This is a genomic window from Mycoplasma sp. 4013 (assembly GCF_054353875.1).
Genome location: NZ_JBTHHK010000004.1, coordinates 78,789 through 96,376 on the forward strand (window position 1 = coordinate 78,789; position 17,588 = coordinate 96,376).

The window sequence follows — 17,588 nt, forward strand, 5'->3', positions numbered from 1 at the left end:
GTTTAATCCTTATTTATAATGTTGAAAATATCATTATAAAGTTCTCATTCAGGCTTTGTATCATTTTCTTTTGGTAGTTGGTAAGATATAACTTTATTTGTAGTCTGATTAAATACAGATTTTGCTTGCAGTGCCTTTAGCATCACTTGAAGTTTTGCTCTTGTATATTTTGATTTCTTATTCGGATAATTTTTATCAAGCAGATACATAATATATTCTTTTAAAAAACTTGCTAAACAAATCAATAAATTATATGCATCATAGTGGTTTTTTTGATATATATACCAAAATTCATTTCGAATATCATCTTCAAATAAGTCAACATTTTTTAGAACTTGTTTTGCATCTGAATCAACCTTTTTAATCATCGATGCAGTAATATCTATTAAATTAGTTTTATAAACCAAATAACCATCGAGTTCCTTTGATTTCTCAATTGATTCTAAATCGAGATCCATTATTGGGTCTTCATCTAAAAAGCGTCCTAAATCATATCCTGATAAATTACCCAAAGTTCTCTCATCTTCAGCAGTATTTTCATAATCTTCTAAAAATTCATTCCTTAACATCTGATCTTCATGTTCAAGTTTTTTATTTCAAATTATAACCTGTTTAATATCATACGTTTTTGAATCAATTTGTAGTTTTTTGTCTCTTTGTTTTTCTTTACTTCCATCTTTAAAATGTTTATAATCACCTTGATCCAGAATGTAATCAAAATCTGAACGATCACCATAAAATGCAGAAATTGATGTAATGAAATTTATATTGTTTTCAAGCATATAATGAATATTTTCTTCAGTTATCATTTCTTTTTCTATTGAAAATGTTGGATTTGAATTAGGAAACATTTTTAAATAAGCATCTAAAAAGTCGGCAAGATACTGGGATTCATCACCAAAAGTTACATTATAAGTTTGCACAAACACAGGAGCACCTAACTTGTTAAAAGCCGCAACAACATTCTTTTGGGTTCGTCAAAAATCATTATAGGAGTATTTTGTTCCTGCTTTTTTAGAATTATCGAATTCTGCATATGTCATAGGTTTAACTGCAACATATAAAATTTTGCTATCTGTCATTTGCTCACTAATTCTTTGAACATTTTTATATAATATTTTATGATTCTTTCAAATATTATTAAGTGCTTTTATGTATATATTATCTTTGTAGTCTGATTTTTTATATATTTTATCAAGTTCAATTAATTTATCCGATGCTCCCCTTACATCTGTTAAAAACAAATTAAGTAATGTCATAGTCACAGTGTTTTTTAAATCATCTTTATCATATTTAAAATGATCAAACAAACCGATGTTATTAATTAGTTTTGTTAATCATAATTCATTAGGATTTTTAGTTGGATAAGTTATTTTTGCTTCCGATAAAGCTTTTTCAATATATGCTTTTAAATCTGTGTAATCTTCATTAACTATATTTTTTAAATCATAATCACTAATAGCAGATTCAATCAATGGTATATGTCATGGATATTTTTTACTTAATTTAGTATATAATCCTAAATCCACAACATTAGTCATTTTATCCATACCATCATAATTTTCTTGTTTTGCTATATAAACATGAAGATTTTTATCTGCATTATTATCTAAATTTACAACTAATTTCATAGTAAAATTATATCACTATGAGATTAAAAAACTACATAGAAAACTATGCAGTTTTAGGTTTTTTGTATCATTTTATTAGTTTGCTTGCTTCAAAATATATAGTAAGCAATAATCCAAATAATATCGGTGCTAACGAATATGCAACATTATAATTAGTTATCTTAGAGATATCAGCCATTTTAAATGCTACTCTTATTCCAGGTACAAATGCTACAAAGATTACACAAATCAATGAAAATAGTGATGCTGCATAAACTAATTTATATTCTTTAATATTACATCTAAAGATAGATTTTACAGACATCAAATTAATTGAATTAATACTTGCACCAACTCCTAAGGCAATGAATGTTGCAGTAGATGTCAGTTTGATAAAATCATCGCCTTTGATGTTATTAGAAATGGCAACTAAAGCAACTGTCAAATATGCTAATAGAGCACCAATTGAGATAATTACACTTTGAATAAGTAATTGCTTTCATAACCCATTTGCAAAAATACTCTGGTTCTTATTAATCGGTTTTTGCTGCATCACATCTAAATTGCTTGGTGTCATACCTAGTGCAATCGCTGGTAGTCCGTGAGTTAATAAGTTAATTCATAAAAGTTGTGAAGCCGATAGCACTATTACTTCAGCATCCGCTATTATGTGTTTTTTAAAGATAATTGATAAAACAAACAATCCGATAATCATTACAATAATTTCACTTAATGAAGAAACTAAAAGGTTTAAAATAACAGTTTTGATGCGATTATATGTTTCGCGACCACTTTTAATTCCTTTAACAATTGTAGTGAAGTTATCATCAGTCAAAATCACATCTGCTGCTTGTTTTGATACATCAGTCCCTGTAATCCCCATTGCAACACCAACATCGGATGCTTTTAAAGCAGGAGCATCATTTACTCCATCACCAGTCATCGCTACTACTTCATGATAACCTTGTCAAGCTTTCACTATTCTTAATTTATCAGTCGGTGACACACGAGCATAGACACTAATATTACGAACATTTTTATATAACTCATCATCAGTCATCGTTGCTAATTGAGCTCCTGTGATAGCTTTATCACCATATTTATAAATTCCTAAATCAGTAGCTATTGCTGTAGCAGTAGTAAGATGGTCACCGGTAATCATAACAGGGTGTATACCAGCTTGTTTTGCTATTTCAATACTTTCTTTAACTCCTGCCCGAGGTGGATCTTGCATTGCGATAAGTCCTAAAAAGACTAAATTATTTTCATCATCAAATGTAATTTTTTCAGCACTTGCATCCATTTTTTTATAACCAACTGCGATTACACGGTAAGATTTTTGTGCCCAACTTTCATTTAATTGGTATTGATATTCACTAGCATCCTTGCTCTTAGCAAAAATTACATCAGGGGCACCTTTAGTTATTAGAATTTTTTCTCCTTTCGGATTCTTTACCAAAACTGACATTGTTTTTCGATCTGAATCAAAAGGAAGTGAATCTAATTTTTGAAAAGTTTGATAAAACATCTGAGCAGAGTTTTGGTTATCTAGTCCAAACCTAAGTATTCCAGTTTCGGTTGGGTCCCCTACTTCAATGTATTCTCCATTTTCTCCTATTTGCACACTAGCATCACAACAAGCAACAAAAGCACCTAATGCCGAAGATTTCTCATACGGAACATCTGGATCAATTGCATCATATAAATGCATTACAGTCATTTTATTTTCAGTAAGTGTTCCGGTTTTATCTGAACAGATTACACTAGTAGCTCCTAAAGTCTCAACTGCAGGAAATGCTTTAATAATGACATGTTTTTTAGTCATTGTTGCTACACCAATAGCCAATAACACAGTTGTAAAAGTAATCAATCCTTCTGGAATAGCAGCAACAGCCAGTGAAATCCCTATTATTACAGCATTAGAATAAACTTCTGGGTTATTTCAAATGTTTGTGAAAACATTTGAAATAATAAATTGAATAACTGTTGTTATAACTAATAAAACAACACCTGATATTCCAAAAAGTTTACTTAATTTATTAAGTTTAATTTGTAAAGGAGTAAATTGCGGTTTTTGTTCTTGAATCAGTTTATTAATATTACCTATTTGAGTGTCTTTTCCAATTGCGACTACTTCTGCAACACAGTGTCCGTTAGTTAAATAAGTTCCCGCAAAAACGCGATTGGTATTTTCAATAATATTTTGATGTTGATTATCTTCTAATGCGTTTTTTTCAACAGGTAATGATTCACCAGTCAAGGCCGCTTCAACAACATTAACACAGTAAGCTTGCAATATTTTTGCATCGGCTCCGGCATAATCTCCTGCATCTAAAACAATAATATCACCTACAACCAATTCTTCAGCCGGTAAATGCATCAGTTGTCCATCACGATACACTTTAGAAATCAATTGATTGTTTTTTTCTAATGCTTTAACTGCTTGATCACTTTTTATTTCTTGATATGTACCTAAAATCGAATTTAAAACTATCACTATTAAAATAATTAAAGGTTCAATAAATCCAACAATAATATCCGTTTGACTTTTAGAATTTTTACTTACTGTTTCATATATTGCAACTGCAAATGAAAAAGCTGCAGCAATTAAAAGCAAAATAATCATAAAGTCTTTAAATTGTGATATAAAAACTTTAAAAATATTTAATTTTTTTTCACTAGTAATTTTATTAAATCCATTTTCTTGTTGTTTTTGTTTTGCTTGTTGTGATGTTAAACCACTATAAATAATATCTTGATTCAAAACTCTCCTTTCTTAGATATAAAAACACAAATTAATGTGTTTTTATTATTCTATTTTATCTTTTGTTTCTATATCAATGTCTTCTATATCTAAATTAATATTAGGATAAGAACCATTTATATTTAAACCATTAACTATTTTAATTTTATTTATCATTCTAAAGTTATGTATTATTATTCCACCTAATGCAAAAATACCTAATAATCCTAATGTGCTGACATAATTAAGGTATGGAATATTATGAGATGCAATGCTAAGTGCAAGCAAAGCATACATAAAAGGTCATAATTTCTTAATTTTCTGCATTTGAATACTTTGAAAATCATCGTGATAAAGGAAAACCAAGGTAACTATACCAATAATAAACATAATTGCAAAAATAACATAAGAAACAATTGCTACAGGGGATGAAGAATCAGCTAAAAAATTCAAAATTTTATATCCTGTTTCTGTTTCATTTAATTTTTCATCATCACTTATACTCTTTATTATTCCTACAAATAAAATAATTATATAAACAGTTGCAATTAATTGTTGTAAAATAAATAACCCAAAAAAACCTCAAGTCAAAAAATATATTCTTTTTTGTTTTTTATCCATAATTTGTTTATCCTTATATATAAAAATTATAACTATTTTTTATTTTATATTAAGGATATTATTAACTTTTTAACAACAACATAAACATAATAAATGCAGATGCGATAAAAACTACACCTAAAAATAATGGAATATTATACTTTGCTCGCTGCCAAGCAGGTAAATACATTCCGGTTGCTTCATAAGTAGTTTTTTTGTTTCTAGGGTTATCACGATTATATTCATCCATTTGTAACTGCTTATAATTACGAATTTTTGCTATGGAATATTTAGCATAAATTACAAAACAAATTAATGCTAAAACAACAAATAATACTCCCAAGGGAATTAAGGTGTTTTTAGGTATTTTTTCTGCTGCTCTACCTGGAATGTCTACATCAAAATACATAAACAAATCATTCAAATTAAATATCATATTTTTATTTTAGCAAAATTTATTTTTTGAATAAATTATTAGCTTTTTTGTACTCGTATAATTGCACCATCTCTTTAAGTTTCGCAACTGATGCACTATCATCATAAGGTTTATTATCTTTTTCATTAATTCACAAAATTACAAGGTAATAAACAAAGATTTTTTGTTGAATTAAATATTCTTCTCAATAATTTTCATAACGATCTAAGAAAATTTGTTCTTGCTCTGGATTTAAAAATGAACCACAAATAAAGTATGCTAAATCAAAATGCTTATCACCCATAGATGCATATTCTCAATCTACAAAATAAATTTTTCCTTGTTCATCTTTAACTATATTGCCAGATCATAAGTCATTATGCAATGGACGATTATTTTCGCTATGAGAAAGGATGTTATTGATGCGTTTATAATATTCATCGATAACAGGTACTTTCAAGCCTTTGTCTCTTATAATGCGACGGTATTCTTTAACACGTGCCGCATGATTAGTTTTTGGAAATTTTAAACCTGAATCATGTAATTTACGAAAGTTATCAGCAATTTGATGTAAATCAGATGTGCTAAAATCTACCTTTAAATTTTTAATAAACTCCCATTTTGAATGATTTTGATCATTTTCAAGTAATTTTGGTACAAAATCAAACACTGAAAGGATGCTATAATCAAGTTTATGATTAAATTTATCAAACTTTTTATATTGCAAAAAGTAATCACCATCGTGATATGATTCATTTGTATAACCGATATTAATTTTTTCCATTTTACTCCTTTATTTTGAAATATTATATATTTAAATAAAAATTTAAAGCATAAAATGTATAATATTAATTATGTCTATAAATAAAGAGAGTTTTTTAAAATCTAGATTAATCCCTGCATTAATAATGTTAATTGCATTAGTTGCTTTATTGGTGCTAACACGATATAGTTTTTATTGATCATATCCATTATATCAAAGCTCATTAGGTGGTTTTTGAGCAGTGCGAGCAATAGCATTGATTTTTGTTTTCATTTTTGCATATTGAATCTTTTTTGAAGTTTCCTTAGCCTTTTTACAGCATAAAATTTATGCTGCTATTCAAGCACTGTTGCTAAATTCATTAATGTTTTTAGGAACTAATTTTTTAAACTTAGTTATCACATCAAGTAATATAAGCAGTTTGGATGCTTTTGAATTAAGATTATGAACTGATTGACAAGCACACTTGATGTTATTGGTTAATGTTCTTATTTTTATTATTTTTAGAATTATCATTATCAAAAATGTTTATTTTACAGAATTATTTTTAAAGGCATTGTTGTTTTTACTAACTAGTTTAATATTAAGTTTTTTCATAAAAACATTTTTATTTTTAAACACTGTTTCATCTGGTTTAGAATATATCCTCTTATTTATTTTAATCGCTGTTAGTTCGGATATAGGTGGATATTTTGGTGGAAAATACCTAGGACATAAGATGTTTAAAAATAAAATGACACCATTAATTTCGCCTAAAAAGACTTGAGAAGGTGCTTTTGTAGGGTATGTTGCTGCACTAATAATTAGTTTTGTGTTTATTTATGCTTATTTTGGAGTTGCAAAGGGGTATGATATTAATACCGATGTTGCATCTGTTCTAAATTCATCTAAAAATACCACTGCTGCAATAGTTATTTTGCTTACATTAGCGCCAATTGCTGCAATTACAGGTGATTTATATTTTTCTTTTATAAAACGTAAATTAGCAATAAAAGATTTTTCGAGAATTTTAGCAGGTCACGGTGGAATTGTTGATCGAATCGATAGTATTTCACTAATCTTCTTTATTTGAACATTTTTAGCATTATTTAGGGGATAAAATGAGTTTTTACAAAGATCGCACCTTTGCAAACTTTGCTTCAGAAATTGGTTTAGGAAATATTGAAGCATTTTCTGAAGCATACATTGCTGCAATTTCAGAACTGCAAACACGAAATTCAAAAAGAATTATCGAAGTAGATTTAAAGCTACCATATGCACCAAAAATAACTGATTTAGTAAAGCTTCTAAAAGCATTAAAAAGCGAACGAGGAAGCAAATACCGTGTTATTTATAGCATTAATGACTATGTTATCGATGCTCCGATGTTTCGTGATTATATTACCACTATTATTAAGTCAAAAACAAAAAGTAAAATGTTTGTAAATTTGGATAACATGCTAAATCAAACACCTAAAAATCTTTATGTAAATCACGAAAATCAAAAGTGATTTATTTTATACGATGATGCAAGTATTAAGTACGAGGTAGTTGAAGCAATTGAATTTTTAACTAAAAAAATGCACGAATTTGGTTTATTAAAATTTCAAATCGGATCTCAATTTTATGAAAAAGTTATTGAAGAAGAGATCCCTAATGTTGATTTAAATTTAGTATATCAAAAACTCAAAGAAGAACAAGTTAGAGTTGAAATCCCTGCACAAAATAGCAATAAACCGTTAATCAAAAGAAAATCAAAAGAGTATTATAAAACATCAATCAAGGATATTGATAATTTAGACCACAATAAAGAACAGCATTATATTAGTGTTGAAGGAATGATTTATAAAACCGATATATCTGATAATGCAAATTACAAAATTAATAAGTACTTTATAACAGATTTTTCAGATGCGTTGCAATGTATTCAATATCTAAACAATGATGCAGAACAAGTTGAAACCTTTAAAATAAATGATTTTGTCAAAATCAACGGGGTATTAATTTTCAAACAAGTTGGTGCTGAATACCGTCGAACATTAAGAATTTATTCAATTACAAAAATTAATAATCCTATTTCACTAAGAGTTGATGATAATGAAGAAAAAAGAATCGAATTAAATACAAAATCCAAGATGAATGCAATGGACAGTGTCTTTGATGCAGCTGATATAGTTAAAATTGCTAAACAAATGGGACATAAAGCAGTGGCTATTTTAGATTCAAATAGTGTGCAATCTTTCCCCAAATTTGTTGCTGAAGCAAAAAAAGCAGGAATCAAACCTATTTATGGAGCAAGTTTAGATTTAATAAATGAAAATAATCAAATAATATTAACAAAAGACTTTGATGCACATATCAAATTAGTTGAAAGTGAATATGTGATTTTCGATATTGAAACAACTTCACTTTCTCCCAAACTAGGTGAAATAATTGAATTTGGTGCTACTGTAGTTCAAAATGGTAAAAAAATAGGTAGTGAACAATTTTTTATCAAATGCAACAGTAAGCTCTCTGAATTTACTCAAAAACTTACCAATATAACTCAATCGATGCTGGATGATTATGGATTAGATTTGAAAGTAGGATTGCAAAAAATCTATAATTTATTAAATAACAAAATCGCTGTAGCACACAATGCTAATTTCGATATGCATTTTATCTTACAAAAATTTATCGATAATAATATGCAACTTCCTAATACAGTTTTTATCGATTCATTGATGATTTCTAGACTTTTATTTTCTGATAAAAACAAGCACTCATTAGGAGATTTTTGCAGTTATTTCAATGTTGAATACAACTCATCTGTAGCACACCGTGCTGACTATGATGCAGAAATACTTTCTCTTGCTTTTATTCAATCGCTTTTTAGTTTTCAACAACAACAAGTATTGACACTAGGTGATTTATATCATTATTTACCTAATCCTGAAGCATTTTATAAAAAAGTTCGTTCAAATTATCAATACAGCATCTTGGCTAAGAATCAGTTGGGATTAAAAGAACTTTTTCAGCTGGTTTCAATGACTCTAACACAAAGATTTTGAGGACAACCAAAACTTTTTTATAATGATTTACAGGGTAAAAAGAATATTCTAATAGGTTCTGGTGGACTAAAAGGTGAATTAATTAATGCACTAATATATTCATCAGATTTGAAAATAAATGAAGTTATAGATCGCTGTGACTATATCGAAATTCCGCATATTGATGCATTAAAACATTTATATATAAACACTGAATATACAAAAGAACAGATTGAAAATCTTTTGAAACAAGTTATCAAATTAGCACTTTCAAAAAACAAAATTGTTGTAGCGATCGGGGATTGTCGTTATGAAAATCCTAATGATCAAATTTTTTATAAGAGTCTTGTTTATGCAAAAGGCCTAGGTGGAAGTCGTCATTTTTTACTTAAAACCAAAAATAGCAAAGAAGAACGTAGCAAAGATGATGAAGATGATAATCAAAAAGACACAATAAAACGAATTGATTTTACTGTTATCCCCGATTTATATTATTTAAATACTAAGCAAATGCTTGAAGGTTTTAGTTATTTAAATTTTGAATTAGCTAAGCTAATTGTAATTGATAACAGCCATAAAATTTCACAGATGATTGATGATGACATCGTTGTTATTAAAGATAAATTGTATACACCTACAGTTGAAAACTCAAAAGAAAAACTTAAGAATTTAGTTTATCAGACTGCAAAAGATAAATATGGAGAAAATTTACCACAAATTATTTCAGAACGCATCAAAAGTGAATTAGATCCCATTTTAAAATATGACTTTGATGTGATCTACTGAATTTCACATCTTTTGGTTAAAAAATCACTTGATAACGGGTATTTAGTAGGAAGTCGTGGTAGTGTCGGTTCTTCTTTAGTTGCAACATTAGCAGGTATTACCGAAGTAAATCCTCTTCCACCACATTATATTTGTGATAAATGCAAGCATTTTGAATTAGTTGAAAATCCACCTACCACATCCGGCTTTGATTTAGATGATAAAAATTGTCCTATATGTGCAACTATTATGGATAAAGATGGCAATTCAATTCCGTTTGAAACTTTTTTAGGTTTTAATGCCGATAAAGTTCCTGATATTGATTTAAACTTCTCAGGTGATTATCAAAAAAATATTCATGATGAAATCAAACATATCTTTGGTCAAGATAAAACTTTTCGTGCTGGGACAATCTCAACAATACAAGGACGTACAGGTTTCGGTTATATAAAAAATATGGCTGAAGAATTTAATATTCCATACTCAAACGATTTTATTGACTTTTTATCAACTAAATTAGAAGGTGTCAAGCGCACAACTGGACAGCATCCGGGTGGAATCATTATCATACCAAATCAATTTAGTGTTGAAGACTTCACCCCGATTAATTTCCCTGCTGATGATATTAAATTAGATTGAAAAACTACACATTTAGATTATCGTGCAATTCACGATAATATTATTAAGTTTGATATTTTAGGACATGTTGATCCAACAGCAATTAAAATGTTAGAGACATTAACAGGTTTAAATGTTAAAACTGACATTCCTAAAAAAGATGCAAAAGTAATGTCGCTTTTTTATTCAACAAAAGCTATGAACATCAAACCAGATGACATCGGTAATGAAACAACTGGAGCATTAGGATTACCAGAATTTGGTACACAATTTGTTCGTAAAATGCTTGCTGAAGCACAACCTAAATCATTTGCTGATTTAATTTCGCTTTCTGGCCTTTCACACGGAACCGATGTATGAAAAGGTAATGCACAGGATTTAGTTAAAGAACACGGGATGTCATTGAACGAAGTTATCTCCTGTCGCGATGATATTATGAATTTTCTTATCTCGCTTGGTGTTGATCCACTTTATTCATTCAACATTATGGAAAAAGTGCGTAAAGGGAAAGGATTAACACCTGAAGAAGAAAATGAATTACGAACACATAATGTACCTGAATGAGCAATAAAAAGTATGAAATTAATTAAATATATGTTTCCAAAAGCGCATGCTACTGCTTATGTTTTAATGGCTTGACGGGTTGCATGATTTAAATTATATAAACCATTAGAGTATTATGCAACTTATTTTAGTACTCGTGTTGAAGAATTTGACTTAGATACCTTAGTAGAAGATATTGGGATGCATAAAATAAATGAAAAAATTCGTGAATTAAATGCATTGGTAAATCCTAAAGTGAATGACAAACAACTTCTAACTACCTTAGAAATAGCACGTGAATACTATGCTCGTGGATTTAGCATCAGTAATATAAATTTAGAAATTTCAAAAGTTAAGGAATGAGTTATTGATTATGAAAATAACTGTCTAATACCTCCATTTACAACTATTAAGAGTTTAGGTATTGCTGCTGCCGAAAAACTTGTTGCTGCCCGTTCTGAAATGAAATTTAAATCACGTGAAGACTTTAAAACACGAAGTGGAATCAATCAAACTTTGTATAAAAGGTTATTAGAACTTAAAATACTAGATCACTTGCAGGAAAATGATCAAATGACTTTATTTTAATCTAACAAAACATGTATTTTGTTCATACAGGTTTTTGTAAAATGAATAATAAAATCTGTAGAATTTGCTAATATTTTTGTATACTTAAAATAACATGTAAAGAGGTTATTATGAAAAATAAAAAATATAAACGCATCATTTCCAAATTATTTATTTCTTCTGCTATTTTACTTCCTACAATTGCATCAGCTTGTACATCAAATGATAATGGCAATTATGGTTCAAAAAAACCAAAAAATAATCCTAAAAATGATGAAAATAAAAACACTTTAAAAGTAAATAATATAACAGTTGATAATGTAACTGATAATTCTGCTGCTATTGAACTTTATTTTAGTGCGACATTGCATAAAAATGATCAATTAAAAATTGCTCTTATGGATTTGAAGACTTCTATAATAAGAAATATAGTGCAAAATGTGAATATAAACAGTAATCGTGTAAGAGTAAGTATCGATGGATTAAGTCCTAATACAACTTATAAAATAGATAATTTGTTGCAAAATAATAATAAGATTGGTTTTTTAAATACAGTTGATAATCGCTCTTTATCATTTACAACTTTAAATCAAGAATCAAATGGTAGCAAAGATGAAAATGGTAACAACCAACAAGGAAAAAATGGTGATGGAGATGATAAAAAAGGATCAGAAAATCCACAAAATCCACATTCTGGCAATATGCCTGATAAAGAACACGAAGAAAGCAAAGAACAAAATCCTGGTTCTGAAAATCAAAATCCAAATAATCACCAAAAAATTGATATTAATGCAACTGTTAGCAGTGTTAGCTACCAAAATCAATTCAATGTTTTGCTAAAACTTGATTCAGATCAAGATTTAGCAAATAAATTTGCACTAATTACAGTAAATCCAATAGACAGTAATAATCAAGTTATTACATCAAATATTGTTACTATAAATGATAAAAATCTTTCATTTAGTTTTAATAATCTTGATTTTAATAGTAAATATCGCATTAAATCAATAGATTTCTTTGAACAAGGAAGCGAAAATCAACTTTCTAAGCTTGATAACATTTCAATTAATAATTATCCAGAATTTAATACACCTTCATTAAATATAAATGTAACTTTTAATGATAATCTAAGTCAAAATCAAGATAGTTATGTGTTAGGTTTTAATACAAATTCTGATTTTAATGGTTATATAGAGTTAAAAGTGGTAAAATCAAGCGATCAAAATCAAGAATATAGATCACTTAGATCGAGTTTGAAACATAAACAAATCAGTTTTTTAAACCTAGATCCGAACACAACATATATTATTAAAGGTGTAAGTCTTTATTCTGATGCAGGTAGTTCAAATCCATTAAATGTAAACATGACTTTCCAAAATAATAAAACTTTTACAACACCAAATCAAAAAATACAATCGAATGCTTTATTAGAACCTAAATATAGTGCAATTAAACAAAATAACATTCCTGTTGTTTATGATTTACAAAATACAGCAACTAGCAAAACAAGTGATCAATTAACTTTGGATAGTATTAAATCAAACAACACAAATCATAGTGATTATTTTACTCAAAAAGAAACAAGCGAAAACAAGCAAAATAATAGTACATTTGCTCAATTAAAAAGTTATATATATGATTCTACACATCAAAAATACAGATTAAATTATTTAGTTCCTAACTCTTTTGCAAAAGCATACACACTAAAAATTCGTAAGAATAATGTCGAAGAAAGTATATCAGCAACCTCAATGAAATATGATCATTATCTATATGAAATACCATATGATCACTCTGCGACAATTGACTTAATTGGATTGATAGATGACAACAATCAAAGTATTAAAACATTCAATAGTAGTTTTGGAATCCATCCATATACATTTAATTTTGATACTACTGTTGATGCAAACATCAGAAGCATTTCAATACAACCTAAAACAGGTAATAACATCGATGTATTTGTTAAAGTTCGGAAGAAGACTTATCCAGATCGTTTAGCATATCTAAATAATACAAAATTAAAGGTATGACGCAATAATAACATCGTTGAAGTAACTGCTACTAGAAGAATTGATGATTATCATGCAACCATTTTAGCTGGTGATCAAATTGTATCATTTGTTTATAATACTAGCACCACCACACAAATGCATGATTTACCATTAACTGAAATTAATTTTGATTCAAGCAAAAATACATATGATATTAATTCAATAACAGTTGATCAAAATGCTCAAAAAGTGAATGTTACATTAAATTCTAATGTTACAAATGCTAATAATCTAAGTTTTATAGTTAAAGGAATTGATCACAATATTCCATTTATTCGAACTATAACCCCAACAATTAATAATAATATTGCAAGTTTTGATATAAATCAACTTTCAAATGCAAATATTTCATATGTTATAACTAATATTTTATTAAATGATGGATTTATTGATTTAAGTGAATATAAAAAATACCAATTTAATATAACAACAATTGAAAATAATAATTTAAGTGATTTTAATTATTATATGGATCAAAATACTAAAAAAGTTTATGCCTCTGCTTTCTTTAATTTTAATTCACATAACTTAAAATACCTAAAAAATATGTACTTTGATTTTATGTTTGAAAAAGAAACACAAAACTATGATAATCAATTAGTATTAGGATTTGAACCCACAAAGCACATAATGGTAAGATTTGATGATTTATGAAAATTTGAACTACCTAATTTTAATGAATATATTAAATATACACTAAAAAAAGTCCGGATCGTAAAACCTGTTACCTATAAACAATTAGCTACTATTGATGTTGCTGCAAACCTACAAAAAACACTGGCATATCATTTTAATTATGCAAGTGTTGATCAAAATAATTTCTCTGCAAACGGAATTGAACGCAGAACCACAAATGATTTTAGTCGCTATGATTTAAGAAAAAAATGACTAGCAAATGACGCAAACGATACTGTTGATTTTAGTTTATATAATCTATGATCTGTTTCAGAATATTTATCCGATTATACATTCATCAAGGATCGTGAATTTTTAAATCAAGCATATCCAAACCCGATTGTATATAAATTTAACAAAAATTCAGAAACCAAAAAAATTCAACTTTTTGGTCCAAGAGAACAAGTTAAAGCAAAATTATTTAACATTGATAATTCAAACAAAACCACTTCATTAACTAAGAAATTATCTAATTTTAAAAACCTTGATCAAATTCCTGAAAATGAATCATTAATGATGTTTGATTTTGAATTTGAATTACATGATCGCACAAATTATGACTTATACTATGCTTACACAATAAATTCAACAGTTCGTTTACCTTTTAATTTAACCAAACTCAAGCAAACTGGTAAATTAGAGAACTTAAACTTTTATTTTTATCAAATTTTTACTTCACAAGCTGTTCAAGAACACAACTATAATAAAATAAATGCAAAATTTAGTTTTAATTTATATTATGATAGTTCTAACAATACTATTACCTTAAAAGTAATTTCTAAGGATAAAGATTATAATTTTACCCAAGATATAGCCACACATAATATAGGTTTAGAAAAAAATGTTTTCATCGGGCCTGCTAGAATCGCTGTAATTCATACAAATGAAAATGTTAAAATCGAATACAACTCAGATAAAGTTGATGCATTATCAAACTTTAATCCAAAAATATCATACCTAAATGAAAATATAAATAAAAACTATGATTTTAGCTTTTCTCCAGGTATGTCAGTTGATGATATAAAAACTTGACAATCAAAACGTTTATTTAAAGAAGATAAATCAGATGCTGCTGACTTAATGCGACAACGTGCATTTAGAATCAGTGTAGGAACTTGAAACTTAATTGGTAAGGTTAAACCAGATGATGATAATGATTATCGCTTCTATGTAATGACTAACCACCATGTTGCTGTGCATGTTCCAGTTCCAAATACTCATACAAGTTTTTACATTCCAACTTTATTAGATCGTCCTGCTGCAGGAACATACCAAACTGGTCCTAGTGTACAAGATGGAAAATTGACTAAAATTTATGCGTTTGAAAATTATAAATATAATTATCAACTGATCAAAGATTACTATAATATCTGAAGTTTCATTGATAACGAAGGAAGATATCAAAAAGATAACAAAGCAGCAAATCAAGACTTAGTAATTGCAACAATTGATTTAAGATCTATTTTTGAGCAATATCAAGGAGTAGATTTATCAAAAATTCAAATGGATGCACAAACAAAAGAATCAATTAAATACATTTTAAACTGAAAAAACTTGGCACCTACAAAACTCAGTAATGAGGTTAAATACTTACAAGATTTCGATGCATTAAATTGATATGTTGCTTCCTTTCCTGGTGAAAGAACGATTGGTCCTGAAACGGTTAAATCAATCCGTTATCGAGAATACTTATTAATGTATATGCCATACTTTATGAATGATTTTGATTATGAAGAAACAAGATATAAATCAACCAAGATATCATTCAACCGTGAAGGGATTGATTTAGCCGGTGGTGCATCAGGTAGTGGTGTATACGATGAAAAAGGTAATGTAGTAGGTCTGATAACCGAAGGATGAAATTCATTTGATGGTGCTATTTCAGCACACTTATTCGCTGGACAAGTACGCAATGTTTTCGGTTCAAAAGACAACAAAATTAATCAAGATTCATTTTATGAATATATCAAACACAATAGTTTCTTATATCCTAAAAAATATACAGATATTTATTGAGATGATGACATAACAATCAAAAATAATCAAAAGACTAACTAGGAAGGTATAATGCAAAAAACTCTAAAAGAACTTGAAAACAAAGTTGTTTTATCAAAATTAAAAGGTGCAATTCTTTGTAAATTATTTGATTTTAAAGGAATGACATATTTTTTACTGGCTTATGAACGTAATAAAACTAGAAGAAGTATTAAGGATTTTGAAAATGAATATGATATTTTCTTAAATAATTCACTAGATTTTATTCCTGTTTATATTAATGTATCCACATTATATAGAATTGATAAAAAACTCTTTCAAACATCGTTTGTTAAAAATAAAAAAATTATCTTAGATAAAAACACCATTGATGTTTTTGCACATGAACATTTATTAAGTTCGGTATTAGATTTTACAAAATATGACACCGAATATAGAGGTTTAATTGAAATAACATCAGAAAATAATTCAACAAACTTTAATATCCTTTATTTAGGTAATGAAATAAAATTTTACTTTTACATCATAACTAATATAACTGAAATGGAATCAGAATATAATGATGAAATCGCAGAGATATCCAAATCATCTGATGATCCAAACAATAATGCAGCAAAAAAAGAATGAGAAGCAATCAATAGAAAGATTAATATAATCCATAAAGATATTTCATGAGAAATTAGTGATATTGAAGAACATAAAGAATTATCATACGAAATAACAAGAAGGTTTAAGAAGTTTGTAGAAGAAAATAACTTTGAACCCTATGCATATAGTCTTAATCAATTACATCTTATTTATGAAGGCTTATCTGATGGATTAAATGTAAAGGAATATTTAGACCCTAATTTAGAGCCTGCTGAGATGAGTTGAATTATGAAATCCTTGAGATCAAAAGATGAAATAGAGGAAAAACCTGATGAATCAATTTCTGATGGTGATAATATTTTTTTCTCATCAAGAATCATGAAACCATTAACCATAAAAAGTAAAATTAAAAAATAATTTAAATTTGTTTAAATACTATATATAGATAAAAAAGTCGTATTTATAAATATTTTATAAATATTACACAAAATAATGTTAATAAAATTTATTTTTGTGAAAATTAAAAAATGAAAAAAATAGCAATTTTTACCTTAATTATTGCTATTTTTTTAATCTTTTTAGTTTACTTGTATAATTTTGTGCTATTATTTTCATAACTTACTTTTTCATACAAAGTATATGCT

General features: G+C 27.6%; 9 protein-coding genes. 4 read left to right on the top strand and 5 right to left on the bottom strand.

What is annotated here, in order from left to right; all coding sequences use genetic code 4:
• Positions 1 to 2: 2 nt before the first annotated feature.
• From ACXYRO_RS02190 to ACXYRO_RS02210, 5 genes are all read right to left on the bottom strand, one after another.
• Positions 3 to 1,631 carry a hypothetical protein gene (locus tag ACXYRO_RS02190; protein WP_458614179.1) on the bottom strand — a complete coding sequence of 543 codons (1,629 nt, stop codon included), beginning with the start codon at positions 1,629 to 1,631 and terminating at the stop codon, positions 3 to 5.
• A 43-nt stretch (positions 1,632 to 1,674) separates the two neighbouring features.
• On the bottom strand, positions 1,675 to 4,374 hold the full coding sequence (locus ACXYRO_RS02195) for a cation-translocating P-type ATPase (protein WP_458614180.1): 2,700 nt from the start codon (positions 4,372 to 4,374) through the stop codon (positions 1,675 to 1,677).
• 45 nt (positions 4,375 to 4,419) lie between these two features.
• A complete protein-coding gene (locus tag ACXYRO_RS02200; RefSeq protein WP_458614181.1) occupies positions 4,420 to 4,974 on the bottom strand; it encodes a hypothetical protein in 555 nt (184 codons plus the stop codon).
• A 61-nt stretch (positions 4,975 to 5,035) separates the two neighbouring features.
• Complete coding sequence (locus ACXYRO_RS02205) at positions 5,036 to 5,389, bottom strand: hypothetical protein (RefSeq protein ID WP_435130384.1); 354 nt, start codon at positions 5,387 to 5,389, stop codon at positions 5,036 to 5,038.
• A gap of 19 nt (positions 5,390 to 5,408) precedes the next feature.
• Entirely contained in the window at positions 5,409 to 6,152 is a 744-nt protein-coding gene (locus ACXYRO_RS02210) for a phosphotransferase (protein WP_458614182.1), read from the bottom strand.
• 70 nt (positions 6,153 to 6,222) lie between these two features.
• Between ACXYRO_RS02210 and ACXYRO_RS02215 the strand changes: the two genes are divergently transcribed.
• The 4 genes from ACXYRO_RS02215 (at position 6,223) to ACXYRO_RS02230 (ending at position 17,361) form a co-directional block, all read left to right on the top strand.
• On the top strand, positions 6,223 to 7,230 hold the full coding sequence (locus ACXYRO_RS02215) for a phosphatidate cytidylyltransferase (protein ID WP_458597300.1): 1,008 nt from the start codon (positions 6,223 to 6,225) through the stop codon (positions 7,228 to 7,230).
• A 1-nt stretch (position 7,231) separates the two neighbouring features.
• On the top strand, positions 7,232 to 11,653 hold the full coding sequence (locus ACXYRO_RS02220; RefSeq protein ID WP_458614183.1) for a PolC-type DNA polymerase III: 4,422 nt from the start codon (positions 7,232 to 7,234) through the stop codon (positions 11,651 to 11,653).
• Between the two features lie 110 nt (positions 11,654 to 11,763).
• Complete coding sequence (locus tag ACXYRO_RS02225; RefSeq protein WP_458614184.1) at positions 11,764 to 16,419, top strand: hypothetical protein; 4,656 nt, start codon at positions 11,764 to 11,766, stop codon at positions 16,417 to 16,419.
• 9 nt (positions 16,420 to 16,428) lie between these two features.
• Positions 16,429 to 17,361, top strand: a complete 933-nt coding sequence (locus ACXYRO_RS02230) for a hypothetical protein (protein ID WP_458614185.1) — start codon at positions 16,429 to 16,431, stop codon at positions 17,359 to 17,361.
• The last annotated feature ends 227 nt before the right edge of the window (positions 17,362 to 17,588 follow it).